29 protein-coding genes are annotated in these 23,729 nt (G+C 66.9%); 15 read left to right on the top strand and 14 right to left on the bottom strand.

Annotated features, from left to right (window positions below; genetic code table 11):
• Nucleotides 1-96: 96 nt before the first annotated feature.
• Complete coding sequence (locus BAU07_RS21470; protein WP_066662239.1) at nucleotides 97-483, bottom strand: COG4315 family predicted lipoprotein; 387 nt, start codon at nucleotides 481-483, stop codon at nucleotides 97-99.
• 213 nt (nucleotides 484-696) lie between these two features.
• Between BAU07_RS21470 and BAU07_RS21465 the strand changes: the two genes are divergently transcribed.
• On the top strand, nucleotides 697-1,035 hold the full coding sequence (locus BAU07_RS21465; RefSeq protein ID WP_066662238.1) for a hypothetical protein: 339 nt from the start codon (nucleotides 697-699) through the stop codon (nucleotides 1,033-1,035).
• Between the two features lie 73 nt (nucleotides 1,036-1,108).
• Here the strand turns inward: BAU07_RS21465 and BAU07_RS21460 are convergent, their stop codons facing one another.
• On the bottom strand, nucleotides 1,109-1,390 hold the full coding sequence (locus BAU07_RS21460; protein WP_066662237.1) for a hypothetical protein: 282 nt from the start codon (nucleotides 1,388-1,390) through the stop codon (nucleotides 1,109-1,111).
• Between the two features lie 137 nt (nucleotides 1,391-1,527).
• Entirely contained in the window at nucleotides 1,528-1,812 is a 285-nt protein-coding gene (gene infA / locus BAU07_RS21455; RefSeq protein WP_066662235.1) for a translation initiation factor IF-1, read from the bottom strand.
• A gap of 501 nt (nucleotides 1,813-2,313) precedes the next feature.
• Here infA and BAU07_RS21450 point away from each other — a divergent pair.
• Both BAU07_RS21450 and mctP read left to right on the top strand, forming a co-directional pair.
• The gene (locus BAU07_RS21450) at nucleotides 2,314-2,493 is read left to right on the top strand and encodes a DUF3311 domain-containing protein (protein WP_066662232.1); all 180 of its coding nucleotides are present in this window, start codon (nucleotides 2,314-2,316) and stop codon (nucleotides 2,491-2,493) included.
• Entirely contained in the window at nucleotides 2,493-3,986 is a 1,494-nt protein-coding gene (gene mctP, locus BAU07_RS21445; protein WP_066662229.1) for a monocarboxylate uptake permease MctP, read from the top strand. The genes BAU07_RS21450 and mctP overlap by 1 nt, the downstream gene beginning before the upstream one ends.
• Here the strand turns inward: mctP and BAU07_RS21440 are convergent.
• Nucleotides 3,954-5,051, bottom strand: coding sequence for an acyltransferase family protein (locus BAU07_RS21440; RefSeq protein WP_066662226.1), 1,098 nt, complete (start codon nucleotides 5,049-5,051; stop codon nucleotides 3,954-3,956). The genes mctP and BAU07_RS21440 overlap by 33 nt on opposite strands.
• A 470-nt stretch (nucleotides 5,052-5,521) precedes the next feature.
• On the opposite strand from BAU07_RS21440, the gene phnC reads away from it, so the two are divergent.
• From phnC to BAU07_RS21420, 4 genes are read left to right on the top strand one after another with little or no spacing between them, the layout of a single operon-like run.
• On the top strand, nucleotides 5,522-6,361 hold the full coding sequence (gene phnC / locus BAU07_RS21435) for a phosphonate ABC transporter ATP-binding protein (protein ID WP_066662223.1): 840 nt from the start codon (nucleotides 5,522-5,524) through the stop codon (nucleotides 6,359-6,361).
• Nucleotides 6,362-6,395: 34 nt separating this feature from the next.
• On the top strand, nucleotides 6,396-7,391 hold the full coding sequence (gene phnD, locus BAU07_RS21430) for a phosphonate ABC transporter substrate-binding protein (protein ID WP_066662221.1): 996 nt from the start codon (nucleotides 6,396-6,398) through the stop codon (nucleotides 7,389-7,391).
• A gap of 6 nt (nucleotides 7,392-7,397) precedes the next feature.
• Nucleotides 7,398-8,195, top strand: coding sequence for a phosphonate ABC transporter, permease protein PhnE (phnE, locus tag BAU07_RS21425; RefSeq protein WP_066662219.1), 798 nt, complete (start codon nucleotides 7,398-7,400; stop codon nucleotides 8,193-8,195).
• Between the two features lie 11 nt (nucleotides 8,196-8,206).
• The gene (locus tag BAU07_RS21420) at nucleotides 8,207-8,743 is read left to right on the top strand and encodes a phosphonate degradation HD-domain oxygenase (protein ID WP_066665614.1); all 537 of its coding nucleotides are present in this window, start codon (nucleotides 8,207-8,209) and stop codon (nucleotides 8,741-8,743) included.
• A gap of 52 nt (nucleotides 8,744-8,795) precedes the next feature.
• Here BAU07_RS21420 and BAU07_RS21415 read toward each other — a convergent pair whose 3' ends face one another.
• The 5 genes from BAU07_RS21415 to phnF all read right to left on the bottom strand — a co-directional run bounded on the left by BAU07_RS21415 (nucleotide 8,796) and on the right by phnF (nucleotide 13,426).
• Nucleotides 8,796-9,941, bottom strand: a complete 1,146-nt coding sequence (locus BAU07_RS21415) for a serine hydrolase domain-containing protein (protein ID WP_066662217.1) — start codon at nucleotides 9,939-9,941, stop codon at nucleotides 8,796-8,798.
• Nucleotides 9,942-10,119: 178 nt separating this feature from the next.
• Nucleotides 10,120-10,695, bottom strand: coding sequence for a phosphonate metabolism protein/1,5-bisphosphokinase (PRPP-forming) PhnN (phnN, locus tag BAU07_RS21410; RefSeq protein ID WP_066662214.1), 576 nt, complete (start codon nucleotides 10,693-10,695; stop codon nucleotides 10,120-10,122).
• Entirely contained in the window at nucleotides 10,692-11,429 is a 738-nt protein-coding gene (locus tag BAU07_RS21405) for a DUF1045 domain-containing protein (protein WP_066665613.1), read from the bottom strand. The genes phnN and BAU07_RS21405 overlap by 4 nt, the downstream gene beginning before the upstream one ends.
• Nucleotides 11,430-11,439: 10 nt before the next feature.
• A complete protein-coding gene (locus BAU07_RS21400; RefSeq protein WP_066662211.1) occupies nucleotides 11,440-12,636 on the bottom strand; it encodes an alpha-D-ribose 1-methylphosphonate 5-triphosphate diphosphatase in 1,197 nt (398 codons plus the stop codon).
• Nucleotides 12,637-12,700: 64 nt separating this feature from the next.
• Entirely contained in the window at nucleotides 12,701-13,426 is a 726-nt protein-coding gene (gene phnF / locus BAU07_RS21395) for a phosphonate metabolism transcriptional regulator PhnF (protein WP_066662208.1), read from the bottom strand.
• Nucleotides 13,427-13,553: 127 nt separating this feature from the next.
• Between phnF and phnG the strand changes: the two genes are divergently transcribed.
• Genes phnG through BAU07_RS21360 form a run of 7 tightly spaced genes read left to right on the top strand, consistent with a single transcriptional unit; the run spans nucleotide 13,554 to nucleotide 19,440 of the window.
• Nucleotides 13,554-14,018: a phosphonate C-P lyase system protein PhnG gene (gene phnG / locus BAU07_RS21390; protein WP_066662206.1), complete on the top strand. Its 465-nt coding sequence runs from the start codon at nucleotides 13,554-13,556 to the stop codon at nucleotides 14,016-14,018.
• A gap of 1 nt (nucleotide 14,019) precedes the next feature.
• A complete protein-coding gene (gene phnH / locus BAU07_RS21385) occupies nucleotides 14,020-14,646 on the top strand; it encodes a phosphonate C-P lyase system protein PhnH (RefSeq protein ID WP_066662204.1) in 627 nt (208 codons plus the stop codon).
• A 1-nt stretch (nucleotide 14,647) separates the two neighbouring features.
• Nucleotides 14,648-15,817, top strand: a complete 1,170-nt coding sequence (locus tag BAU07_RS21380; protein WP_066662202.1) for a carbon-phosphorus lyase complex subunit — start codon at nucleotides 14,648-14,650, stop codon at nucleotides 15,815-15,817.
• Nucleotides 15,814-16,731, top strand: coding sequence for an alpha-D-ribose 1-methylphosphonate 5-phosphate C-P-lyase PhnJ (locus BAU07_RS21375; protein ID WP_066662200.1), 918 nt, complete (start codon nucleotides 15,814-15,816; stop codon nucleotides 16,729-16,731). Before BAU07_RS21380 ends, BAU07_RS21375 begins: the two co-directional genes overlap by 4 nt.
• Nucleotides 16,728-17,507, top strand: a complete 780-nt coding sequence (phnK, locus tag BAU07_RS21370; RefSeq protein WP_066662190.1) for a phosphonate C-P lyase system protein PhnK — start codon at nucleotides 16,728-16,730, stop codon at nucleotides 17,505-17,507. Before BAU07_RS21375 ends, phnK begins: the two co-directional genes overlap by 4 nt.
• Nucleotides 17,508-17,509: 2 nt before the next feature.
• A complete protein-coding gene (gene phnL / locus BAU07_RS21365; protein ID WP_066662187.1) occupies nucleotides 17,510-18,223 on the top strand; it encodes a phosphonate C-P lyase system protein PhnL in 714 nt (237 codons plus the stop codon).
• Between the two features lie 2 nt (nucleotides 18,224-18,225).
• Nucleotides 18,226-19,440, top strand: coding sequence for an alpha-D-ribose 1-methylphosphonate 5-triphosphate diphosphatase (locus BAU07_RS21360; protein ID WP_066662176.1), 1,215 nt, complete (start codon nucleotides 18,226-18,228; stop codon nucleotides 19,438-19,440).
• 112 nt (nucleotides 19,441-19,552) lie between these two features.
• On the opposite strand, the gene yfiB is transcribed toward BAU07_RS21360, so the two are convergent.
• From yfiB to yfiR, 3 genes are read right to left on the bottom strand one after another with little or no spacing between them, the layout of a single operon-like run.
• Nucleotides 19,553-20,083 (bottom strand): outer membrane lipoprotein YfiB, encoded by a 531-nt coding sequence (yfiB, locus tag BAU07_RS21355; RefSeq protein ID WP_232338178.1) that lies wholly within the window; start codon nucleotides 20,081-20,083, stop codon nucleotides 19,553-19,555.
• Between the two features lie 11 nt (nucleotides 20,084-20,094).
• On the bottom strand, nucleotides 20,095-21,372 hold the full coding sequence (gene dgcN / locus BAU07_RS21350) for a diguanylate cyclase DgcN/YfiN (RefSeq protein ID WP_066662174.1): 1,278 nt from the start codon (nucleotides 21,370-21,372) through the stop codon (nucleotides 20,095-20,097).
• The gene (gene yfiR, locus BAU07_RS21345) at nucleotides 21,369-21,914 is read right to left on the bottom strand and encodes a regulatory sequestration protein YfiR (protein ID WP_066662172.1); all 546 of its coding nucleotides are present in this window, start codon (nucleotides 21,912-21,914) and stop codon (nucleotides 21,369-21,371) included. Before yfiR ends, dgcN begins: the two co-directional genes overlap by 4 nt.
• Before the next feature lie 213 nt (nucleotides 21,915-22,127).
• Here yfiR and BAU07_RS21340 point away from each other — a divergent pair, with 213 nt between their 5' ends.
• Complete coding sequence (locus BAU07_RS21340; RefSeq protein ID WP_066662170.1) at nucleotides 22,128-22,562, top strand: DUF6985 domain-containing protein; 435 nt, start codon at nucleotides 22,128-22,130, stop codon at nucleotides 22,560-22,562.
• 24 nt (nucleotides 22,563-22,586) lie between these two features.
• Here BAU07_RS21340 and BAU07_RS21335 read toward each other — a convergent pair whose 3' ends face one another.
• Together BAU07_RS21335 and BAU07_RS21330 are read right to left on the bottom strand one after the other, a co-directional pair.
• A complete protein-coding gene (locus BAU07_RS21335) occupies nucleotides 22,587-23,120 on the bottom strand; it encodes a hypothetical protein (protein WP_066662168.1) in 534 nt (177 codons plus the stop codon).
• 153 nt (nucleotides 23,121-23,273) lie between these two features.
• On the bottom strand, nucleotides 23,274-23,594 hold the full coding sequence (locus BAU07_RS21330) for a hypothetical protein (protein ID WP_066662166.1): 321 nt from the start codon (nucleotides 23,592-23,594) through the stop codon (nucleotides 23,274-23,276).
• Between the last annotated feature and the right edge of the window lie 135 nt (nucleotides 23,595-23,729).

The raw sequence follows: 23,729 nt of genomic DNA, 5'->3' as shown, positions 1-23,729 counted from the left end.
GCGGGAGACGGGCCGGCCACCCTGGAGCGTGGACGGGCCCGCAGGAGCCGTGGCGAGGAAGCGATGCGGCAGGGTCATCCAGGCCGCGGTCCGGGCTCAGGGCGTGGCGATATGCCAGACGCCCCCCACGCCATCGCCGGTCGCGTCGCCGGCCTTGGTGTCTTTCTTCCAGGTATACAGGGGCTTGCCGTCGTACGCCCATTGCCTGGAGCCATCGTCACGCGTAACGATGCTCCATTTGCCGGCAGGCTTGGCGTCCGCGCCGGCGGTGAGCGGAGGCCAGTTGGCCGCGCATTGGCCGTTGCAGTTCGACTTGCCCTTGGCGTCCTTGTCGTAGGTGTACAGCGTCATGTTCTTCGCGTCGACCAGCGCCGTGCCCTTGTCGGTCTTGCCGCTCTTGGCGGGCTGCTCCGACTGGGCCAGGACGGGCGACGCGACCAGTGCGCCGCAAAGCAGGGTGAGAGCCAGGTATGAACGTTTCATGGTTGTTCCTTGTTCGGTGAGGAAGCGACGTCCGGGACCACGGCACGCTGTGCCGCCACCCCATGCCGGTGTCTGTCCGCGGCGGCGCGGGGCCGCTTCAGCATACGCGCATTCAGGCCGGTGGGCGCGGGTTTTTTGAGCGGCATGTGCAGCCGCCATTGCCGCGGATCGCGCTATAGTCCCGCTTCGCAATCGATTCGAATGGAGCTAGCCATGAGCCGCCGTGTATGGGCCGCCGCCACCATCCTGGTGTTGGCCGGATGTACCTCCGCTTCCGACCTGTTGAAGCGGGATCCTGTCTTCTACGGCCACACCAACAAGTCGCCCCAGGCCTATGCCAGTTGCGTCGCGGACGCGTGGCGCCGCCAGGGCGAAGAGGTCAAGCAGACCGAGATCGACCACGGTTACGATGTGACGAACCAGGGCCTGACCGGCATGACGACCGCGTTGCGGGTGCAGCAGTGGGCCAATGGCGAGGTGGAGATCCGCATGTCGGCGCGTTCTTCCTTCGGCGCGCAGGACATGGTGCAGGCGGCCAATCTCTGCATGTAAGGCAGGGTGGGCCGGTGTGGCCGCCTTGCGTGGGCAGGCCGGCGTATCGACCGGGGGGCCTTGCTGCCCCTGCTCAGCCGTGGGATGCGTCGGCTTGCGCCTGCAGCGCATCGTAATCGCGCTGCGCGGCTTGCAGCGCCTCGGTCAGGTTCTCGTACAGACGCCGCTGTTCCTCGGCGAAGTCGTCGAATTTGATCTGCGCGTGCGCGTACGAAAGGCCGGTGTGGCGCAGGCTGCCGATGAAGGCGGCGCGGGACCGGCCTAGCAGCTGCCACCCCTTGGCGGCCAGGGCCAATTGCTGCTGAGCGCCGGCAACGCGCGCCTGGGCCGCGCGCAGTTCTTCTTCGGTAGCCATGGCTGAGCGGTAACGATACTTCGTGCAAAAGCCGCCACGTTAACCCAAGGCGAGCCTCTGCATTCCCTGGAAATCGGGCCGAAAGCGGGCGCTTTCGAGGTCTGGCGAGACCTTGCTACCCTTCCGGGGCTGCCGTCCTAGCGACGCGCGCCGTACGAACCGGTGCGTTGGCCGGCGGAAGCGGGGCGCGGGGGAGCGTTGTTGTCCTTGTGACGGTAGTTGATGCGCCCCTTGGTCAGGTCGTAGGGGGACATCTCCAGCGTCACGCGGTCGCCAGCCAGGATACGGATGCGGTGCTTGCGCAGCCGGCCCGATGCGTAGGCGCCTACTGCCACGCCATTGTCCAGCGTGACGCGGTAACGGCTATCGGGCAGCACTTCGTCGACGACACCGTCGAGCTCGATCAGTTCTTCTTTCGCCATGGAAATCTCCAATGCAGGACTGTCCTGTGCGCCATGCCGCAGGGGGCGCTCCGGCAGGATGCCGGGTGGGGCGGTCCGGATAAAAAGCCTGGAGCAAACGACCGGGCCGGGCGCGTCTGCGGACGCGAGAGGATGAAGGCGAGGACGCTGGCCGCCAGGGCGGCTAACCCGCGCGGGCGGGCGCTTGGTCGCAACCCCACCGACATGCGGCGCGATTGGAAGAAGCGAGGTGAAGGCGGCGGAGCGCCTGGTCGGCAACAGTGGCCGCACAGGGCAGCTGTTGCTATGAAGTAAATTCGCTTGATAGTTTAGCACTGTTGCAACAGCGTGGAAACCCCGACCTGCCACGTTCAGGTACTGGACAGGTGCGATTTGCGGCCGCCTTCGAGCCGGGAGTATTCTGCGGCCTCGCTCGCGGCCGATGCCCGATCCGGGCGCAGCGCCGCGCGAAGGCCGATCACGACAAGATCGAGACATAACCTTCCTGTAAAGAGTCCAGGCATGTGGATCCTGCTATTGCTGCCGTTCATCGGCTTGCTTTGGGTGCCGTTCTATAACGAGACCCTGCCCGAGTTGTTCGGCTTTCCCTTTTTCTATTGGTACCAGCTTCTCTGGGTGCCCATCACGGCTTTCCTGACCTGGATCGTCTACCGCAGCCAGCGCAGCGGGGGGGACGAGTGATGGACGCGCAGATCGATTGGACCGCCCTGAGCGTGTTCGTGTTTTTCTTCGTGCTGGTCACGGTCATGGGTTTCGCGGCCTCGCGCTGGCAGCGAGGACCGGCGGCGTCGCACCTGGACGAATGGGGCCTGGGCGGACGCCGTTTCGGCACATGGATCACCTGGTTCCTGGTGGGCGGCGATTTCTATACCGCGTACACGGTGATCGCCGTGCCCGCACTGGTGTATGCCGTCGGCGCGTATGGATTTTTCGCGCTGCCGTACACCATCCTGGTCTATCCCATCGTGTTCTCCATCATGCCGCGCCTGTGGCGGGTGGCGCAGCGCGCCGGCCATGTCACCTCGGCGGACGTGGTGTATGCGCGCTTCCAGTCGCGGCCGCTGGAACTGGCCATCGCGGTCACCGGCGTCCTGGCGACCATGCCTTACATCGCCCTGCAACTGGTCGGCATGGAGGTGGTCATCAAGGCGCTGGGGCTGACCGGCGAGTTTCCCCTGGCGGCGGCGTTCGTGATCCTGGCGCTTTATACCTATTCGGCGGGCCTGCGGGCGCCGGCGCTGATCGCCTTCGTCAAGGACTTGATGATCTATATCGTGGTGCTGGTGGCCGTCGTGCTGGTTCCGATGAAGCTGGGCGGCTATAGCGCGGTGTTCTCGTCGGCGGCCGAGGGTTTCGCCGCCAAAGGAGGCGCCACCGGCCTGACCTTGAAGCCGGCCCAGTTCCTGCCGTATGCCACGCTGGCCCTGGGCTCCGCGCTGGCGGCCTTCATGTATCCGCACACCCTGACGGGGATCTTCGCGGCCAAGAGCGCCGACACGATACGCAAGAACGCGATTTTCCTGCCGGCCTACACGTTGCTGCTGGGTTTGATCGCCCTCCTGGGCTATATGGCCTATGCCGCCAATCTGCACCCGCAGACGGCCAACGACGTCGTGCCCGCGCTCTTCAAGACGCTTTTCCCCAGCTGGTTCGCCGGTTTCGCCTTCGCGGCCATCGCCATCGGTGCGCTGGTCCCGGCGGCGGTGATGTCGATCGGCGCGGCCAACCTGTTCACGCGCAACTTCTGGAAGGCCTACGTCAATACCTCGGTCACGCCGGAAGGCGAAGCCAAGGTGGCCAAGATCGTCTCGCTGGTGGTCAAGGTGGGCGCGCTGGTGTTCATCCTGTTCGTCCCGACGCAATACGCGCTGGACCTGCAACTGCTGGGCGGCGTCTGGATCCTGCAGACCTTCCCTGCCGTGGTGTTCGGGCTGTTCTTCGGCTGGTTCCGCGGTGGTCCGCTGCTGCTGGGCTGGCTCGCCGGGCTGGTCACCGGCACCAGCCTCGCGTATGTGGACGGCATCAAGCCCGTTCACACCTTCATGGTCGGCGGCGACGCCTACGGCATCTACACCGGCCTGACGGCATTGGTCGTCAATGTGCTGGTGGCGGTGGTCGCGCAACTGCTGTACAGCATGGTCTCAAGCCCGCAAGGCGCCCGCCGGAGCGCCTGACGCGCGGTCGGGGCGCTTGACCCGCTCGCGCACCCGGTCGATACGGCTGTCGACCAGGCGCCAGAGCAACGCGGCGAGCGCCACGGAAAACACCGCGTTCAGCACGGAGATCGCCAGGGCATCCCTGACGCCCAGCCATGTGGTGGCCTCCTGCACCAGCAGGATGGCCACGCCATGCGAGATATAGATCGGGTAGCTCAGCTGCCCGATTTTTTTATCCATGCGATGGCGCGCCTGGTAGATGAAGGTAAGCGGCAGGATGCCCGTGAACACCGCTAGCGCCAGCGCATCGCGCACGTTGTGGTTGATCGTCACAGAAAAGTGGAACAGCGCGTAGACGACGAACAGGGCAGTGGCGAGTTCGGGCAGGTAATGGAAGCGGCGCGCCAGCTTCTGCCAGCCCGGCAGCAACAGGCGATGCGACAGCGCCCCGGCGAGGAACAGCGCCAGTTCCAGCGGGAAAAAGCGGTACGACCAGGGATCCGATTGCGCGACGCCGGCATACAGCAGCGCCGCGCGCAGGGCCAGTGAAGCCAGGAACAGCACCACGATCCAGCGCATGGAGCGCAGGATGAACGGCGCGATCAGGTAGAAGCTGAGCTCGATGCCCAGCGTCCACGCCTGGGGCACCAGCAATCCCTGGTACAGGGGCACATCGCTGTCGGCGAAACTGCCGGTAAAACTCAGCACGCCGCTCTTGACGCCCGCGAACATGACCCAGTCCTGGCCGAAGATGAAGAGGTTGGACAGCACCAGGAACAGGTCGGCGCTGGGCGGACTATGGCGGTACACCTCGAAGAAGGCCGGGTTCGCCACCATGTTAAGCGCCAGGGCCACCACCGCAACCGCTGCATAGCTCGGAAACAGCCGCAGCAGCCGGTTGCCATAGAAGCGCGGCGTGCTGCGATAGGCCTCGTTGGTCGCCAGGATGTAGGAGATCAGGAACCCGGAAATAACGTAGAAGAGTTGGACGGCCAGACGGCCCCCGACCAGCAGGTTGCCCTGGTTGAAAGGGGAATGATCCAGCACCACCGAAAGCGCAAATAGTGTCCTAAGCAGGCCCATGAGGCACACCTCCTATGCCTTAGGGCGTGTCGACAGGCCCTAATCATTGCCTCCGATTCTGCGCGTCCGCGCCGGTCCCGGCGTCCTCCATACGGACCGTAGTTGTCTCATATGCTTTGGTTCTATTACCGCACCGCTCCGCATCCGCGTCGATGTGCCTGCGGCGCGAGCGCGGCGAGCGGCGAGGAACCGCTTGCGGACGACTTTTCGAGGCGTCTTTGCCCGCAGTTGGCGGACGATACCGTCGCGGCGGCCGCTGCATGGCAGTGGTCCCGCCCGGCCGAGGGACGTGCTTGCCATCGCGCCAGCGGACTAATGCGAAGCACGCTTTGTGCCGCGCCACATTTCATTTTGATGACGAACACACAGAACGTCACGAAATACCCTCATAAAGCTTTATGACATCGTCATGAGGCTGTCACTCGCGCTGCCCAGACTTGCCGTATCGCTCCCAATGCGGAAATACGGTCATGACTTATGCAATCGATGTGCGCGGAATCACCAAGAGTTTTCGCGCGGGCCAGAAGGCCTTGGACAACGTCACCCTGCAGGTGCGGGACGGTGAGATGGTGGCCTTGCTCGGCGCGTCCGGGTCTGGCAAATCGACGCTGCTGCGCCACCTCGCCGGGTTTGTCGCGGCGGATGCCGGCGCCGGCGAAATCCGCGTGAACGGCGAGTTGATCCAGCGCAACGGACGCATCAGCCGCCAGGTGCGGCGCGCCCGTGCGGGGATCGGCTTCGTATTCCAGCAGTTCAATCTGGTGGGCCGCCTGCCGGTCATCACCAATGTCCTGGCCGGTATGCTGCCGCGCGTTCCGTTGTACCGCAGCCTGCTGCGCTGGTTCCGCCGTGCGGAGGTCGAGGTGGGCCTGGATGCGCTGGCACAGGTGGGTATCGAAGCCCAGGCCTTCCAGCGCGCTTCCAATCTATCGGGTGGGCAGCAGCAGCGCGCGGCCATCGCGCGCACCCTGGTGCAGAACGCCAGGACCATTCTCGCCGATGAACCCATCGCGTCCCTGGACCCGGAATCCTCGCGCCGCGTCATGGATACGCTGGCGCAGATCAATCGCACACGCGGTGTCGCCGTGGTGGTCTCGCTGCACCAGGTCGACGTCGCCATGCGCTATTGCCCGCGCGTGGTCGCCCTGCGCCACGGCAAGGTGGTGTACGACGGACCGTCCGCCGAACTTACCGCCCAGATGCTGAAGGACCTGTATGGCGCCGAACTGGACGAGCTGATGCCCGCCGCGCCCGTCGATGCCGCGGCGCCGCAACCCCTGATCGGCCGGCCTCGCCTGGCCGCTGCCTGACTTTTTTTCCCTACCGTCATATACGGAGCTACACATGTTTCGCAATACCTTTTGCGCCCTGATCGCCACGGTGGCCCTGGCCGCGCCCGCGATTGCGCAAGACGTCAAGAGCCTCAACTTCGGCATTATCTCCACGGAGTCCTCCACCAACTTGCGCAGCGGCTGGCAGCCGGTCATCGATGACCTGAGCAAGGCCATCGGCGTGCCGGTCAAGCCCTTCTTCGCTTCCGATTACGCAGGCATCATCGAAGGCATGCGCTTCAACAAGGTGCAACTGGCGTGGTACGGGAACGCCTCGGCCATCGAAGCCGTGGATCGGGCGCAAGGCGAAGTGTTCGCGCATGTGATCGACAAGGACGGCAAGCCCGGCTATTGGTCGGTGCTGGTCACCGGCAAGAACAGCAAGGTACAGACGCTGGATGACGTGCTGAAGAACGGGCAGGCGCTGAGCTACGGCGCGGGCGACCCCAACTCCACGTCGGGTACGGCCGTTCCGGGCTACTACCTCTGGGGCGCCAACAAGATCGAACCGAAGTCCTTCTTCAAGAACTTCCGCATCGCCAACCACGAAACCAATCTGCTGTCGGCCATCAACAACCAGGTCGATGTGGCCATCACCAATACGGAAGCGCTGGAGCGCTACCGCGTCAATACCGGCAAGGACGCCACCGAGCAGGTCCGCATTCTGTGGAAATCGCCGCTGATTCCCGCGGACCCGATCGTATGGCGTACCGACCTGCCGGCCGACATGAAGGAGAAGATCCGCGCCTTCTTCGTCAACTACGGCAAGACCGGGCCGGACGCCGCGCAGGACCTGAAGAACCTGCAGGCGCTGACCTACAAGGGCTTTGTCGTGTCCGACAATTCGCAATTGCTGCCGATACGCCAGATGAAGGTGGCCGCCCAGCGCACGAAAATCGAAACCGATACGACCCTGAGCGCCGAGGAGAAGCAGCGCAAGCTCGCCGAGGTGGACAAGCAGCTGGCCGCCCTGGCCCAGCAGGTCGCCATGGCCAAGCCGCAGCAGTAATCGACCATGAGCACCACCCTGTCAACGGCGCGGCCCGCGCCGCAAGCGCCGAAGGGCTCGCTGCCCACCCTGCTGGCCTGGGCCCTCGTCATCGCCGTGCTGGCCGCGTCCTGGAAGGGCGCGGACATGCGCCCCATGGACTTGTTCCGCGATTCCGGCAACATGGCGCAGTTCGCGCGCGACTTCTTTCCGCCTGACTTCCGCGATTGGCGGATGTACCTGGAGGAAATGCTGGTCACGGTGCAGATCGCCATCTGGGGCACGTTCCTGGCTGTGGTGCTGGCCGTGCCGATGAGCCTGCTGTGTTCGTCCAACATTGTGCCGGCGTGGGTGTACCAGCCCGTGCGGCGCGTGATGGACGCCTGCCGCGCGATCAATGAAATGGTTTTCGCCATGCTGTTCATCGTGGCGGTGGGCCTGGGCCCATTCGCCGGCGTGCTGGCCTTGTGGGTCCATACGCTGGGCGTGCTGGCCAAGCTGTTCTCCGAGGCCGTGGAGGCGATCGATCCGCGGCCGGTGGAGGGCGTGCGCGCGACGGGGGCCGGCGCGATCGAGGAAATCGTCTTCGGCGTCATTCCGCAAGTGCTGCCGCTGTGGATTTCGTATTCCCTGTACCGGTTCGAATCCAATGTGCGGTCGGCCTCGGTGGTGGGCATCGTGGGCGCGGGAGGGATCGGCATGGTGCTGTGGGAAATCATCCGCAGCTTCCAGTACGGGCAGACCTGCGCGGTGATGATCATCATCGTGCTGTTCGTGATCGCCACGGACGTGCTGTCTTCCCGTATACGCAAGATATTCATTTGACGGACCGCATCATGTCGGAAGCATTGACGCTGGAACGCATCGAAAGCCTGTTCGAAGGCTACGGCAGCGCCTACTACGGCCGCGAGGCCATTACGCAGACGGAGCACGCGCTGCAGTGCGCGGCGCTGGCCGAGCAGGCCGGCGAATCGGCCGCGATGATCGCGGCCAGCCTGCTGCACGATGTCGGCCATCTGGTCATGGCGGAAAGCGCGCTGGAGGACAAGCGGCACCAGGAGGTAGGCGCGCGGCTGCTGGACGATATGCTGGGTGAGAACGTGGTGGCGCCGGTGCGCCTGCACGTGCCGGCCAAGCGCTATCTATGTGCGGTCGATTCGGCATACTGGTCGACGCTCTCGCAGGCGTCCAAGGACTCGCTGGCATTGCAGGGCGGACCCTTCACGGCACAGGAAGTGGAGGCCTTCGAGCGTCTTCCATTCTTCGCGGAGGCGGTGCGACTGCGCAAGTACGACGACATGGCCAAGGTGCCGGGGGCGGTGACGCCGCCCCTGCGGCATTACCTGGGCCTGCTCGAGGCGATCGCCGCCTGAGCGGCAGCGCCGTGGCGTCGCGCCGTCCAGGCCGGGGGCAGGTCTCCGGCCTTCAACCCGGGCAGGCGGGGTTGTCCGTCGGTTTGGGAAACTTCGACCGGTCGGCGGGCGTGCCGCGCAATGCGCCCAGCAGCAGGCGTCCATGCTGCGTGATGTTGTCGCCCCCAGTGCCGCCGCTGGTATTGCCGAAGGCGAAAACCCCGATCTGGTTGCTCGGATCGAAGGCCATGTAGGTTTCATAGCCGGCCACGCCGCCGTTCTTGTCCAGATAGCCGTTGGAGAGCTGCCAGCCCAGTCCCATGGACAGCTCGTTGTCGCTGGGGCAGGGTTGCTGGGTGTACAGGATGGCCTGGCCCAGCTCGCTGCCGGGCGGGCTGCACTGCGCCTCCAGGAACTGCAGCATGTCGTCGAGCGTGGCGGACAAGGCGCCCGCACCAAGCCCGGCCGAGCTCATCACCCAATCGGGCGGATCGATCTTGTTATAGGCCGGCCCGCCGCGGTCGGTGTAGGTATAGCCCTGCACCACCTTGCCGAGCACCTTCCGGTAGTCCACCTGGGTGTTGGCCATGCCCAGCGGCCGGGCGATGTCATTCACCGCCAGGTTGGCCCAGTTCTTGTAGCTGCCGTCCCAATCGCTGCTGGCGCCGCTGCCCGTCAGCGCGTGCGACATCAGCACGCCCAGCAGGGCGAATCCCTGGTTGCTGTAGAACCACGTCTGGCCCGGCGCGTAGGGCTGCGTATAGGTGTCCAGGAAGCCCCTCATCGATGTGAAGGGATAGTTGCCCAGCCCGGAACGCGGGCCGCACGGGCCATCGGGAAACCCCGCGCTGTGGGTCGCGAGGTGCCACAGGAGGATCTCGCCGCAGGTCTGGTCGATGCGTGTGTTGCCGGGCAGCAGGCTGGCCACGGGGGTGTCGAGGTTCGCCGCCGTGCCGCTCTTGATCGCCGACAGGGCCAGCAGCGTGGCGGTCACCACCTTGCTGTTCGACCCGATGAAGACCACCATCTCCGGGTAGGGCACGCTGCCGCTGCCCTGGTGCAGGCCCACATCGCCGTAGGCGAAGTGGAAGCGCGTGCCCTGCAGCGTCACACCGACCAGGATGCCGACGGATTTGCCTTTTTCGGGGTTGGCGGACGAGCCGATCAGCGGTGCGAAAAGGCGATCGACGGTTTGCTTCAGATCATTCGGACTTTCCATGAGAAGCTCCTGGTGACCCTGCCGGGGAGGAACTGCAGAGCATAGCCCAGGAGACGTGCCAGGATAGTGACTGAAGCGGCAGGCACTTCGGCATCGTGGCGGCGGCACAACCACCTGCCGGCTGCCCGCCCCAGGCGAGGCCGGTGGGCACGTCCGGGACGACCGGCCACGCCGGCTCTCAGGCCCGCGTGGCCCCCCGCCGGCGCCGCGCCACGGCGAGCAGGGCGGCCGCAGCCTGTTCCGGGGCGACGCTGTTGTCCAGCGTGATGACGTCGCATCCGGCCGGCAGGTCGAAGTCGGCCGTGGCGCGCGCAAGTCGTTCCTGGATGGCTGCTTCGCCCTCGCGTCCGCGTCCCGCCAGGCGACGGCGCAGGGTGTCCGTATCGACGGTGATCTGCACCGCGCACAATCCGGGGTAGCGGGCCCATGCCTGGGGCAGATAGGCCCGCGATCCATTGACCAGCACTGTGATGCCGGCGGCCATCCAGGCGTCGATCTCCAACCCCACGCCGTAGGCCAGCCCGTGGCTGCGCCAATGCAACGCGAAGCATCCCATGCCGACGCGCCGGTCGAACTCCTCCGGCGTCAGGGCGACAGACGCTTCGTCCGCGCCGCTGGGACGGGTGATGTAGCGATGCGCCACCAGGATGCGGTCCTCCGTACCGGTGCTCGCGCGCACGTGCCGCAACAACGTGTCCTTGCCGCTGCCCGACGCGCCCATTACATAGACCAAAGGTATCGGCGGCACGCTCATGGCGCGTCGTCTTGCAGGTAGCAGGCGCCGGCGGCGTCGACCGTCGTGCCGTCGAAGCCGTAGTGGCGGGCGACGATGAAAGGCGTATCCGCCGCGGGTTGCACGTACAGGCTGATGGCCTGCACCGGCATGCTGCCGGCCAGGGCATCGCCGGCGCGGGCGGTCAGCAGTTCTTGCGCATGCCGTAGTTCCGTGTCGCCGAGCTGGCCGGTCAGCGTGATGTGGAAGGTGTACGTATCGAAGACATACGGGTAGCCCCATTGCGCGAGCATCTGCTGTTGCGCCGGCGTCAGGCGGGCCGGATGCCGGCGCGCCAGTTCGGCGGCGGTCGGGGGCGCGCGATAGGCATCCAGGTCGCGGACCGTGCGGTCCGCCAGGGCGCGGATGCGCGCATGGTCGGTGGCGTTATCGGTCAGGCACCAGGCCAGGAAACCGCGCAGCGCGCGCAGGGTCAGCGTCACGGAAAAAGGCGACTGGGTGCGCGCCACCGTGCGCATCGCGGCGTCCAGCGCGCGCACCGTGGTGCCCGCACGCAACCGGAACGGCGGTTTCAGGGTGGCGTGCAAGCCGTAGTGGCGCGGCGCGTCGGTCCAGGCATCGAGGCGTGGATCGTCGTCCCGGCCGCGGGCGATGCGCTGGCCGGTTTCCTCGCAACGGCCCAGCCAGGTTCGTCCCAGGTCGCGCCAGGGGCCCGTGGGCGCCAGGTAGGCGGCGTAGCGATAGGCTTGCGGCATGGCGGCAGGCTCAGGCGGCAGCGCGTTCGACGCGGTGGTCGAAGTGCCGGGCCGCATAGCGCAGCTGCCCATCGACGATGGCGGCGCACACGCGCGGCACGCCCGCAACGCTGTCGTCCACGACAATGGCGTCGGCCACCATGCCGGCATCGAGCGCGCCCCGGTCGGCCAGCCCGGCGGCGCGCGCCGGATTGCGCGACACCAGGTTCCAGGCCTGGTGCAGCGGCAGCACGCCTTGTTCGGCGAGCTTGATGACGGCCGCCAGCGGCGCCGGATAGTAGTAGTCCGACGCGAGGATGTCGCACAATCCCGCGCGTATCATCGCGGTGGCGTCCGGCGCGTTCGTATGGCTGCCGCCGCGCACCACGTTGGGTGCACCGAAGACGATGGCATCCGCCAGCGAGCGCGCCACCTGAGCCGCTTCCTGCGTCAGCGGAAACTCGGCTACCCGGCAACCCAGCTGGTGGTAGTAGCGGCGCGTAGCCGCGTCGCGATCGTCGTGCGATGCGACTTCGAGCCCGGCGGCGCGCGCGCATTCCGTCAGGTCGCGCATGGCGCCGGCCACTGCGTCGGCGGACTGCATGGCGGCGCGGATACGGCCCTGGAAGGTATCCAGGTCGCATTCGGCGCGCTCGGCGTACTGCAGCAATTTGCGGTCGTCGCCGAGCCGCTTGGCCATGCTGGGCAGGTGGTCGTTCAAGGCGAGGAAGCCGACCTTGCCGGCGCGTATCCAGGATTGCGCCAGTTCGACACCCGCGACGTGGTGCGTTTCGAAGCGCAGGTGCACGCAATGGCGCGCGCCAAGCAGCTCCTGCATCCGCGTCAGCGCGTCGAACATGCGCACCGCATAGGGCTCGCCCCGCAGCCCGCCTTCCCAGGACAGGGTCACGCCGTGGAATTCGGTGGTGATGCCGTTGGCCAGCAACTGCCGGTCGACGTCCAGCAGTGCGCCATCGTACGGGAAGGTCACGCCGGGCCGCGGCATGATGGCTCGTTCGAATGCGTCGCCGTGCAGGTCGACGATGCCGGGCAGCACGAGCATGTCGCCGGCGTCGAAACCGTGGTCCGCGCGCGCGTCGCCGGGCTGGACGGCGGCAATGCGTCCCTGGTCGAAGGCCAGGCGCGCGGGACGCAGGCCGTCGGCCGTCAGGACGCGGCGTCCCGTGACGCCAGGCAGGAACGGGGAGGGCGAGGTGTTGGAGTGCATAGTGGTGTGCCGGTTGGGACGGATACCTTAATCCGTTTTCGTGACGAACAGATGTCTAGACGATTTATCGGTCCTCGTCGGTGACCATGAGCTGCACCCAATCGCCGGAAAAGCGCGTGATGCCGTATTGCAGCGGCGCACCATCCTGGTCGATGTTCAAGGCCTCGACCTGCAGGATGGGACGCGTCTTGGGCTGGCCCAGCAGCCGCGCGGTTTCTTCCGTCGGCAGCACGGCCGTGATGCGGGACCACTTGCGGGTGTAGTCCGCAATACCGTACTGGCGGTAGGTCTTGGAAATCGAGCGCGTGGCCGTCAGTTTCTCGGCGAAGCCGGGGAAGCGCTTGTCGTCGAAATAGTGCTCCGACACATTGATGGTGCGGTTCTCGGCCTTGCCGAGCAGTTGCACGCGCAACACGGTGGCATTGCGGGGCAGGCCCAGTTGCTGCGCGATGTCCGCGGCCTTCAGCGTCGTGCTGTCCACCACCTGCACATGCCCCAGTACGCCCTGGTTGCCCAGGTTTTCGGAAAAGCGGGTGCGCTTGCCGATGGCATAGTCGATGGCGTGTTCCTGCACGAAGGTGCCGCGCCCTTGCTCGATGCGTACCAGGCCGCTCTGCTCGAGTTCGCCCATGGCGCGCCGTATGGTGTGCCGGTTCACCGCGAACTTCGCGGCCAGTTCCGGCTCCGGCGGCAATTGCTCGCCGGGCGCATAGCGCTTGTTGCGTATTTCCGTCGCCAGGGCTTCGCCGATCTGTCGCCACACGGCGATGCCCGATCCTCGTTCCACCATGATGTTCTTCCCAGTGCCTAAAGACGCCAGTCATAAAAAGTTCACCGAAGTCATGCTCCACTGCGGTTGAACTTTGCGCTCAAGCGGATCATACTACATCTACTCGTATAGACGTTTAGAGGTAACCATGAATTCCGATGCCAGCGAACACCCCCGGGCGGCGCGCGCCGCATGGATGCGCGTGATGGCCCTGGCCGATCCGGCGGAACTGGAGCGCGCCTATGCCGCCCTGGGCGAACTGCCCGGGTACCGCAAGCTGCGCGCGGCGGAAACAGGCATGGCGATGGTGCGCGGACGCGCGGGCGGCACGGGTGCACAGTTCAACCTGGGCGAAGTGTCCGTCACGCGTTGCGCCGTGGCCTTCGACGACGGCGTGGTCGGTACGGCCTATGTGCGGGGCCGCGCGCCGCGTCATGCAGAACACGCCGCGGTCCTGGACGGCCTGCTGCAGATGGAGGCCTGGCGTCCCCGGGTGCATGCCGCCGTCATCGCGCCGCTGGCGCGGTCGCATGCGGACAAGGTTGCCGCCCGCGCCGCCATCGCCGGCCAGACACGGGTCGACTTCTTCACTATGGTGCGCGGAGAGAACTGAGATGAATACTTCCCTTGCCGCGCCCCGCGCGACCACCAGCCGCGCGGCGACGCTGCTGCCCGGATTCGCAGACCCGGTCGCGGGCGCCCAGGCGACGTTTCGTACCGCCTTGCAGGCCCTGGCCAATCCCGGGCTGATCCAGACGATCGCTGGCGATTGCGGCGTGCCGGCCGGCCTGTCGCATGGGATGACGGCGTTGCTGCTGACGCTGGCGGACGTCGACACGGCCGTGTGGCTGCCGCAGACGACGGACGCGGCCGTGCGCAGCTTCCTGCGCTTTCATTGCGGTTGCCCGCTGGTGGACGATCCCGCGCAGGCGCGCTTCGTGGCCATGCCCGCCGGCGGCGCGGCGCCGCCGCTGGATGCCTGCGACCCCGGCGATCCCGCCTATCCGGACCGTTCGGCGACATTGCTGATCGAGGTGGCATCGCTCGATGAGGGACAGCCGCTCACGCTGTCCGGTCCCGGCATTCCCGGCACGCGCCCGCTGCGCGCGACCGGGCTGCCGGCGGATTTCTGGACCCAATGGGCGGCCAATCATCGGCGCTTCCCTTTGGGCGTGGACGTGGTGCTGATCCAGGGCGATCGCGTGTGCGGCCTGCCGCGCACGACACGGGTGGAGAACTGACATGTACGTTGCCGTAAAGGGTGGAGAGCGCGCCATCCTCAATTCCTATCGCATGCTCGACACATACCGCCGCGGCGATCCCGCGGTGCCGGCCCTGACGCTGACGCAAATACGGGAACAGATGCCACTGGCCGTTTCGCGCGTCATGGCGGAAGGCTCGCTTTACGATCCGCACCTGGCGGCGCTCGCGCTCAAGCAGGCCGCCGGCGACACCATCGAGGCGGTGTTCCTGCTGCGCGCCTACCGCACCACGCTGTCGCGCTTCGGCTATACGCAGCCTCTGGATACCGGCCGCATGCAGTTGCAGCGCCGCATCTCGTCGACCTTCAAGGATGTCCCGGGCGGCCAGGTACTGGGACCGACCTACGACTATACGCAGCGGCTGCTCGATTTCAGCCTGGAAGACGACGTGCCGGCCGCGCCGCTGGACCCGGCGGCCGAACCCGTGGCGACCAGCATGCCCCGCGTCACGGACCTGCTGCGGCGCGAATCGCTGGTGGAGGACGACCCTATCCCGCCGGGGGACCCCGCACCTTTCGACCTGACGCGCCAGCCGCTGGAGTTTCCCGCCACGCGCGCCTCGCGCCTGCAGAACCTGGCGCGGGCCGACGAGGGCTATCTGCTGTCCATGGGTTACTCGACCCAGCGCGGCTACGGCAACACGCACCCGTTCGCGGCGGAGATCCGCTATGGCACGGTGGAGGTCGAGATGTTCATCGAGGAACTGGGCTTCAGCGTCACGATCGGCGAGATCGAAGTGACCGAATGCCAGATGGTGAGCCAGTTCGCCGGCAGCGCCCAGGAAGGTCCGCGCTTCACGCGTGGCTACGGGCTGGTCTTCGGCTACGGCGAACGCAAGGCCATGTCGATGGCCCTGGTGGACCGGGCGCTGCGCGCCGCGGAACTTGGCGAAGCGGCCGACGCGCCGGCCAACGACCATGAATTCGTGCTGTATCACAGCGACAACGTGGAGGCATCGGGCTTCGTGCAGCACCTGAAGCTGCCGCACCATGTCGACTTCCAGGCCAACCTGGAGCTGGTGCGGCGCATGCGCGCCGAGCGCGCCCGCGCGGCGGCACAGGCCGCGGCGGCCGCCGGCGGCGACGCCCCCGCGCAGCCCTCGGCCGATACGGCTCCCCACCCCACTCTGGACGAGGCCATCGCATCATGACAGCCGTCGATACGACAACCGCGGCCGGCGCCGCCGACGCGGTGCAACGCGACCCGCACTACAACTTCGCCTACCTGGACGAATCGACCAAGCGCATGCTGCGCCGCGCCCTGCTCAAGGCCGTGGCCGTGCCGGGCTACCAGGTGCCGTTCGGCAGCCGCGAAATGCCCCTGCCTTATGGCTGGGGCACGGGCGGCATCCAGGTGACGGCGGCGATCATCGGCGCCGGCGATGTGCTCAAGGTCATCGACCAGGGTTCGGACGATACGACCAACGCCATCAATATCCGCCGCTTCTTCGCCCGCGTCACCGGCGTGCAAACGACCGAATCGACGCGCGCGGCGACCATCGTGCAGACGCGTCACCGCATTCCCGAAACGCCGCTGCGGGATGGCCAGATCATGGTGTTCCAGGTGCCGATTCCCGAGCCGCTGCGCTGGCTCGAGCCGAGCGAAACGGAAACCCGCACCATGCATGCGCTGGCCGAGTACGGCGGCATGCACGTCAAGCTGTACGAGGACATCGCGCAGCACGGGCACATCGCGACGACCTATGACTATCCCGTGGTGGTCAATGAACGCTACATGATGCGGCCTTCGCCGATTCCCAAGTTCGACAATCCCAAGCTGGACGGCAGCCCCGCGTTGATGCTCTTCGGCGCGGGGCGCGAAAAGCGCGTCTACGCCGTGCCTCCCTACACCACGGTCAAGAGCCTGGATTTCGAGGACCACCCGTTCACGGTGGAGAAGTGGAGCGCCTGCTGCGCGTTGTGCGGGTCGCGCGACAGCTACCTTGACGAGATCATCCTGGACGACCAGGGCACGCGCAACTTCGTCTGCTCCGATACCGAATACTGCGCGGACCGCCGGGCCGCCGGCCATGGCGCCACGCCGGCCGAGGAGAAAACGGCATGACTGCCCCGACGCCCTTGCTTTCCGTGCGCGACATGACGCACACCTGGGACGGCATCCATGGCTGCCGCGATATCAGCTTCGACCTTTATCCCGGCGAAGTGCTTTGCGTGGTCGGCGAGTCCGGCTCGGGCAAGAGCACGCTGCTGCAGGCGGTGTCGTGGCAGTGCGCGCCCCAGGCGGGCAGCGTGCGCTACGACATGCGCGGCGAAGGCCCGGTCGACCTGGCCGGGCTTTCGAGCGCGAGGCGGCGCCTGCTGGCCCGCACCGACTGGGGCTTCGTGCGCCAGAACCCGCGCGACGGCCTGCGCATGCAGGTCAGCGCCGGCGCCAATATCGCCGAGCGGCTGATGGCCGTGGGGCAGCGCCACTACGGCGAGCTGCGCGAGGTCGCGGGCAACTGGCTGGACAAGATGGAGATCGACGTGGGCCGCCTGGACGACGCGCCCGCCGCGTTTTCGGGCGGCATGCAGCAGCGCCTGCAGATCGCCCGCAACCTGGTCACGCATCCCCGCGTGGTGTTCATGGACGAGCCCACCGCCTCGCTGGACGTGTCCGTGCAGGCGCGGCTGCTGGACCTGCTGCGGCGGCTGGTGTCCGATCTGGGACTGGCGGCGATCGTCGTCACGCACGATCTTGCCGTGGCGCGGCTGCTGGCGCATCGCACGCTGGTGATGCGCGATGGCCGTGTCGTCGAAAGCGGGCTGACCGACCAGATCCTGGACGACCCGCAACACCCTTATACACAACTGCTGGTTTCGTCCATTCTTCAGAGCTGACGATGACGCAACGACACACGATGATAGAAGCGCGCGGATTGTCCAAGCGCTTCACGCTGCACAACCAGGGCGGCATCACGCTTCCCGTGCTGGACGAGGTCGACTTCGACGCGGCGCGCGGCGAATGCCTGGTGCTGGCCGGGCCTTCCGGTACGGGCAAGAGCACGCTGCTGCGCTGCCTGTACGGCAACTATCTGGCCACGTCGGGCAGCATCCGGGTGCGCGACGGCGATGCGTGGGTGGAGATCACCGGCGCGCCGGAACAGCGCATTCTGCAACTGCGGCGCGACGTCGTGGGCTATGTCAGCCAGTTCCTGCGTGCCATCCCGCGGGTCGCCACCATCGACGTGGTGGCGGATCCGCTGCGCCAGCGCGGCGTGGCGGCGGAGCAGGCGCGCGACCATGCCGCCCACCTGCTGGACCGGCTGCAACTGCCGCGCCGCCTGTGGGACTTGCCTCCGGCGACCTTCTCCGGCGGCGAGCAGCAGCGCGTCAATATCGCCCGCGGTTTCATCGGCGGCCACCCGATCCTGCTGCTCGACGAGCCGACGGCCTCGCTGGACGCCGGCAACCGTGATGTGGTCGTCGCGCTTATCCGCGATGCAGTGGAAGCCGGCCGCTGCGTCATCGGCATCTTTCACGACGAGGCGGTGCGCGACGCCGTCGCCACGCGCGTCCTCGCCCTAGAACCGGCCACGGCCGCCCTGCAGGAATGACCATGACCACCACCTTGCTGACCCACGCCCGTATCGTGCTGGCCGACGATGTGCTGGAAAACGCCTCGCTGCTGATCGAAGGCGACCGCATCGCCGCGGTGGAGCCGTCCAATACGCGCGCCGACCGCGTCATCGACCTGCACGGCCAGACCTTGTTGCCCGGGCTCGTCGACCTGCATTGCGACGCCATCGAGAAAGAAGCGGAGCCGCGCGCCCGCGTGCTGTTCCCGCTGGAATTCGCGGTGGCGCAGGTGGATCGCCGCAACGCCGCGGCGGGCATCACGACTCCGTACCACGCGGTGTCCTTCGCCAACCGCGAATGGGGCGTGCGCAACAACGAAACCGCGGCGCAGCTCATACGCGCGCTGCATGCCTTCCGTCCGCACAGCCTGGTCGACAATCGCATCCATTGCCGCTATGAAGTCACCGACCCGTATGCGGTGCCGGTACTGACGGAGCTCATGGATGCCGGCATGGTCAGTTTGCTGTCCGTCATGGACCATTCGCCCGGCCAGGGCCAGTTCAAGACGCTCGACGCCTACCTGGAATACATGATGGGCAACCATGGCATGAGCCGTGAGCAGGCGGAAGAAGCGGCGCATGCCAAGACACAGGCCCGGGATGGGGCGGTGGGGCGCGTGGAGCACCTGTTGGCACGTGCGCGCCACCATGGCATTCCGACGGCCAGCCACGACGACGATTCCGTGCATCGCATCGCCGCGATGCGCGCGCTCGGGGTGGCGATGAGCGAGTTCCCGATCACGCTGGACACGGCCAAGGCCGCGGTGTCCTGCGGGCTGCCGACCATATTGGGTGCGCCCAACGTGTTGCGGGGGCAGAGCCAGAGCGGCTCGATGCGCGCCATCGATGCGATACGGGCGGGCGTGGCGAGCTGCCTCTGCTCCGACTACCAGCCCTCCACATTGATCGCCGCGGCATTCGCCGCCGCGCAGCAGGCGTCCCTGTCGCTGCCGCAGGCCGTGGCGCTGGTCAGCGCCAATCCCGCGCGCGCGGCGTCGCTCGACGATCGCGGCCGCATCCAGGCGGGCCTGCGCGCCGATCTGGTCGCCGTGGCCCCCATCGGCGCCCAGGTGCTAGTCACCCACACCTGGAGCGCCGGCCGCCCGGTCTTCGCGGCGCAGTATCCCTTCGGGAATCCGGTTCCGGACGCCAGGCCTGCCACGGGCGCCGGCGCCATGGCGGCGGCGCTGGCGTAGCCGGTCGCTGGACGATCGCGTGCCGCCAGGCCGCGATCAGGGGCGCGTCGGCGGCGGGTGGGGGCGAGGGGCCGCGCGGGTCCCGGGAGGCTCGCTGGCGCTGCGCCGCGCCTTATTCCGACGTAATGACGATGGCTACCCGCCGGTTCTCCGCGCGGCCGGCGGCCGTGCCGTTGTCCGCAACCGGCTGCGACGCGCCCAGGCCACGGACCTGCACATTGGCGGCCGGCATGCCGGCCGCCGTCGCCACGTCGGCGACGGCCTGGGCGCGCCGCAGCGACAGTTGCTTGTTGTAGTCGGCCGCGCCGGTGTTGTCCGTGTGGCCGTCCAGGCGCATGCGGTCGATGCCGACCTTCAATAGGTTATGCGTCAGCCGCTCCAGGTTGGCCTGGCCTTCCGGCTTGACGACATAGGCGTCGAAGTCGAACAGGACCTTGTCAGAAAGGCCCAGCTCCCATCCCTCGTCCGTCGGCTTGAACCCTTCCTGCTTCAGCACGGCTATCTGTGCCGGCGTCAGGCCTTTCTGTACGGTCTGGCAGCCGCCCAGCATCAGCAGGCCGGCGCATACCAGCCACAGTAGCCAGTGCGAACGGAAGGCGCCGGCATGGTGCCGGCCGGGACGCGACAAGGTGGGAGCAAACACGAGACGATCTCCTATGTATAGGCTTCATAGCCATTCTGTGCGCCACGGTCGGGTTGTGCCGTGGCCTGGGTGCCGCCGCCGCGCCGCTTGGCGCGGTACATGGCGCTGTCGGCTGCGTCGAACAGGTCCGATGCATTGCCGGCGTGATCTGGAAAAACGGCGATGCCGACGCTCACCGAGCAGACGATGTCCTCGCCATTGGGCAGGCGGATCGGCGCGCGCATGCCGAGCAGGATGTCGTCGGCGATGCGTTGTGCATCCGTCATCTCGCGCAGCGGCGAAAGCATGACGGCGAACTCGTCGCCGCCCAGCCGTGCGACCAGGTCGCCTTCGCGCAATTGCCCGCGCACGCGCGCCGCGATATTGATCAGGACCACATCCCCGGCGGCATGCCCCAGCGCATCGTTGACTTCCTTGAAGCGATCGCTGTCCAGGAACATGACGGCCACGCGCCGGTTCAGGACCGCCGCGTCATGGATGGCGCGGCTCAGTTGTTCCTCGAAGTGCGCGCGGTTCGGCAGGCCCGTCAGGCTGTCGTGGGCCGCCTTGTGCGCCAGCGAGGCGTTTTCGCGTTGCCACTGGGTCTGCCAGGCGTGCAGCTCGTCGAGCAGGGCATTGAAATCCTCGCCCAGGTCGTGCAGCTCGGCGATTTTGGCCGGCGGGATGCGGCGGTGAAAGGCCCGGTCGATGCGCACGGCATGCGCCACGGACGCCAGTCTGTCCAAGGGGCGGACGATTTCCCGCGAGGTGCGCCGCGACAGCCAGTTGGCCACGACACCGCTGACCAGCACGCAGCCCAGCAGGCCGGCCAGGCCCTTGACCAGGAAAGCCAGCAGGTTGCCGGCCCGTCCCACGAGCAGGAGATGGCCCACCGTCTCATGCTGGTGAATGATCGGCGCCCACACGGGCGCGGGGTTGAGGAGGCGCTCCAACTGCCGCCGGGCCCAGGCGAAGCTTTCGTCGGGCGTGCGATGCCATTCGGCCAGGATGCCGCCCTTGGCGTCGAACACCACCGCCGACGCGATATCCTCGTTGGCGCCTATCGTGGCAAGCACGTCGCGGGCGGCCTGGCGATCGCGGAACACGGTGGCGGCTTCCACGGTGTAGATCACGGATCGTGCGATCAGCTTCTGGTGGTGATCCGCGTAGGTGCGTAGCGCGATCAGCCCCATGACGGTCAGCATGATGCCCGCCAGTCCCACCGCGAACACCGTTACGGCGAAGTGCAGCCGACGCAGCGCCTGGCGCAGCGTGGGGCGGGTGGAGTCGGGGCGCGCATTCTTCTTCATGGTGAGGGCCTGCGACGGGAAAGCTGCAGCACGTTGGGGTTGATGCGAACGCCGCTGCGCGTCACTGAATCGAGGTTGACCTGGAAGCGGACCCGTTCCGGCCCGACATCCAGGCAAAACATGGCGCCTACCGCGCATTCGGCGTCATCTTCAACGATGCTGAGCACGGGGCGGCCCACGATGTGTTGCAGCACCTTCTGGCGCCGGGCTTCGTTCAGCCCACCCAGATACACCGCGTCGCAGTCCTCGGCCAGCCTGCTGCTGTCGGGCAGGGCCACCCCGATCCGGACGGGCAGCCCGACCGGACTGGCCGTGCCGTCGAGCAACGCGTTCGCGTAGGCAGGATCTCCCACCACGCAGAGGCGGATGACATCCGGCTGCTGCGGCCAGCGCGCGTAGCTGAGTATGCCCATGACGACCTGGCCAACCGCGTCCGCACGGCTCTGTGCGCCCGTCTCCGCCGACAGCGCGGGTGCCGCGATGGCGTTGCCCAGCACGAAAAGCGCAGGCAGCCAGAATCGCCGTGCGTGTCGGCCTGTCATAGGAAGGGAAACCGAAGAAGCCGGATGGGATGCAAATCGTGCGAGTTTAGATTAGTTTCGTTATGTTTTGTCAATTGCGGCCACGATCTCTTTCGCCTCCGCAATTGGGGCGTTTCGCTCCCGACGCGCTACCATGGACGGGGACCCTTACCCGGCGCGGACACACGACGCCTTGCCCTGAGGGTGGCACCCATATCGCGTGGAGCAAGGAAGATGGCGCTTTTCAATTTCAACCAGGACCCGGAAGAGCCCGAACTCTGGGCCGCAGAGAACGTAACCGTTGCGCCGGCCCGACCGCCGATCCACATCATGGTCCAGACCGACGGCGAAGCCCCTACCCGCGAATGCGAGAAGGCCGTGCGGGCACTGCTGGACACGATGCCGGACAAGATCCTGGCGGCGGCCGACTTCCTGCTCGAACATTACTCGCCGGAAGAGTGCGAAAAGATGGGCATCGACCGGACGCACCTGCCACGGAACCGCAGTCCGGAAGCCATGGCGGAAGTCGCGGTCTTGCGAGCGCTCTGGCTCTTTGATGAGGACTGCGAGGATTTCGAGCTGTGGTTCACCGTGCCCTGGGACCAGGAGCACACCTACGACGTCGAGTTCGAAGGTGGCGAACCCGTCGCCTGCACGTTGAACGATTGAACCGGGGCGGGTGCCGGAATCCGCTCAGTGGCTGTCCGCCGGGCGGTCTTCGGCGACGGAGGGGGGCGGTTCGCCGGCATCGGCGACATGGCGGTCGCGCAGATACTCCACCGGCACGCCGTTCGGGACGTCCGTCACGCGATCGCGCTGGATTTTCGGTCTTACGAATCCCACTTTCCTGGTCGCTGCTCCCTGCAGCAGGACGGACAGGATCGCCCCCTTGTCCTGGATCCAGCGCGTCTTGCCGCGCAACAGCTTGACGGCTTCTTCCGGCGGCCCGAGCTTGAACGTGGCGCCGTTCACGGTCGTGGATTTGCGGGCAGCGAAGTCCGCTTCCGTCTGTTCCGTGATGGAGATGGCATCCAGGTTGTTGCTGTAGTGATCGATCCGGTAGACGAAGTTGATCAGGGTGTGCGGATCCTGGACGACGATGAATTTCTCCGATCCGGAGAAATCGGCATACTGGCCGACAATGACCGATTCAACCCACTGGTTGCCGCGCTTTTCCTCCGTATAGAGGAAAACCGTGGGCGGGGCGGAGGCGAAGTTCTGCGTCATGGCGTGGGAAAGGGCGGGTTTGCGCGCCTGGAGCGGATACGCGCCTGGCGCGTCGCGCCGCAGTGTACCCGGATCGGTGCGGCGGCGGCACCCCCCCGGGCTGGCGGGGGCAGGGTGCACCCGCGGCGCCGGCCGCCGGGAACGCCCCTGCCGCTATTGCCCCTGGGCGCGCCGCTGGTTGAGCTGCTCCAGGCATACGCTCACCGCCTCCCGCATTTTCTCGGCCGATACCGCCGCGCGGTCCGCGTCGTTGCGGCATTGCTGGTATATCTGCAGGCTCTGGGGCGTATCCCGCACCGGCGGCGGTTGTACCGCCGGCGTGCCGGGCGTCACCGTCATGCGCAGGGTGGACGGGGGCGACAGGCTGCCGGCCCGGCCCGGAAACTGGTATTCCTGCGTGGCCTGGGCGCTTGCCGTCCCGGCGGCGCCGCACATCAAGGCAAGTCCGATAGCGGATAAGGCGCGTAGTTTCATGCTGTCCTCGTCGATACGCCGGCATACCCGGCTGTGTTGATGACCCGCCACGCGGGCGGAAGTTCAGGGTACCACCAGCGTCCCGGGCCGGATGGCCATCGCGGGGCGCCGGATGCACGGGCGAAAGCGCTTTCC

The sequence above is a fragment of the Bordetella flabilis genome (assembly GCF_001676725.1).
GTDB classification, from domain to species: Bacteria; Pseudomonadota; Gammaproteobacteria; order Burkholderiales; family Burkholderiaceae_B; genus Bordetella_C; species Bordetella_C flabilis.
Note: the sequence above shows the minus strand (reverse complement) of the source record. Positions and strands in the feature narration are given on the sequence as shown.

Bases quoted from the DNA above. Each gene is read 5' to 3' on its own strand.
- mctP (WP_066662229.1), top strand. From the start codon at position 2,493: ATGGACGCGCAGATCGATTGGACCGCCCTGAGCGTGTTCGTGTTTTTC.
- phnC (WP_066662223.1), top strand. From the start codon at position 5,522: ATGACTTATGCAATCGATGTGCGCGGAATCACCAAGAGTTTTCGCGCG.
- BAU07_RS21380 (WP_066662202.1), top strand. From the start codon at position 14,648: ATGTACGTTGCCGTAAAGGGTGGAGAGCGCGCCATCCTCAATTCCTAT.
- BAU07_RS21450 (WP_066662232.1), top strand. From the start codon at position 2,314: ATGTGGATCCTGCTATTGCTGCCGTTCATCGGCTTGCTTTGGGTGCCG.
- BAU07_RS21360 (WP_066662176.1), top strand. From the start codon at position 18,226: ATGACCACCACCTTGCTGACCCACGCCCGTATCGTGCTGGCCGACGAT.
- BAU07_RS21405 (WP_066665613.1), bottom strand. From the start codon at position 11,429: ATGCCGCAAGCCTATCGCTACGCCGCCTACCTGGCGCCCACGGGCCCC.
- phnD (WP_066662221.1), top strand. From the start codon at position 6,396: ATGTTTCGCAATACCTTTTGCGCCCTGATCGCCACGGTGGCCCTGGCC.
- phnH (WP_066662204.1), top strand. From the start codon at position 14,020: ATGAATACTTCCCTTGCCGCGCCCCGCGCGACCACCAGCCGCGCGGCG.
- dgcN (WP_066662174.1), bottom strand. From the start codon at position 21,372: ATGAAGAAGAATGCGCGCCCCGACTCCACCCGCCCCACGCTGCGCCAG.
- phnE (WP_066662219.1), top strand. From the start codon at position 7,398: ATGAGCACCACCCTGTCAACGGCGCGGCCCGCGCCGCAAGCGCCGAAG.
- BAU07_RS21400 (WP_066662211.1), bottom strand. From the start codon at position 12,636: ATGCACTCCAACACCTCGCCCTCCCCGTTCCTGCCTGGCGTCACGGGA.
- BAU07_RS21440 (WP_066662226.1), bottom strand. From the start codon at position 5,051: ATGGGCCTGCTTAGGACACTATTTGCGCTTTCGGTGGTGCTGGATCAT.
- BAU07_RS21415 (WP_066662217.1), bottom strand. From the start codon at position 9,941: ATGGAAAGTCCGAATGATCTGAAGCAAACCGTCGATCGCCTTTTCGCA.
- phnN (WP_066662214.1), bottom strand. From the start codon at position 10,695: ATGAGCGTGCCGCCGATACCTTTGGTCTATGTAATGGGCGCGTCGGGC.
- phnG (WP_066662206.1), top strand. From the start codon at position 13,554: ATGAATTCCGATGCCAGCGAACACCCCCGGGCGGCGCGCGCCGCATGG.
- phnK (WP_066662190.1), top strand. From the start codon at position 16,728: ATGACTGCCCCGACGCCCTTGCTTTCCGTGCGCGACATGACGCACACC.
- BAU07_RS21420 (WP_066665614.1), top strand. From the start codon at position 8,207: ATGTCGGAAGCATTGACGCTGGAACGCATCGAAAGCCTGTTCGAAGGC.
- yfiR (WP_066662172.1), bottom strand. From the start codon at position 21,914: ATGACAGGCCGACACGCACGGCGATTCTGGCTGCCTGCGCTTTTCGTG.
- BAU07_RS21470 (WP_066662239.1), bottom strand. From the start codon at position 483: ATGAAACGTTCATACCTGGCTCTCACCCTGCTTTGCGGCGCACTGGTC.
- phnL (WP_066662187.1), top strand. From the start codon at position 17,510: ATGACGCAACGACACACGATGATAGAAGCGCGCGGATTGTCCAAGCGC.
- BAU07_RS21465 (WP_066662238.1), top strand. From the start codon at position 697: ATGAGCCGCCGTGTATGGGCCGCCGCCACCATCCTGGTGTTGGCCGGA.
- BAU07_RS21340 (WP_066662170.1), top strand. From the start codon at position 22,128: ATGGCGCTTTTCAATTTCAACCAGGACCCGGAAGAGCCCGAACTCTGG.
- infA (WP_066662235.1), bottom strand. From the start codon at position 1,812: ATGGCGAAAGAAGAACTGATCGAGCTCGACGGTGTCGTCGACGAAGTG.
- BAU07_RS21335 (WP_066662168.1), bottom strand. From the start codon at position 23,120: ATGACGCAGAACTTCGCCTCCGCCCCGCCCACGGTTTTCCTCTATACG.
- BAU07_RS21330 (WP_066662166.1), bottom strand. From the start codon at position 23,594: ATGAAACTACGCGCCTTATCCGCTATCGGACTTGCCTTGATGTGCGGC.
- BAU07_RS21375 (WP_066662200.1), top strand. From the start codon at position 15,814: ATGACAGCCGTCGATACGACAACCGCGGCCGGCGCCGCCGACGCGGTG.
- phnF (WP_066662208.1), bottom strand. From the start codon at position 13,426: ATGGTGGAACGAGGATCGGGCATCGCCGTGTGGCGACAGATCGGCGAA.
- BAU07_RS21460 (WP_066662237.1), bottom strand. From the start codon at position 1,390: ATGGCTACCGAAGAAGAACTGCGCGCGGCCCAGGCGCGCGTTGCCGGC.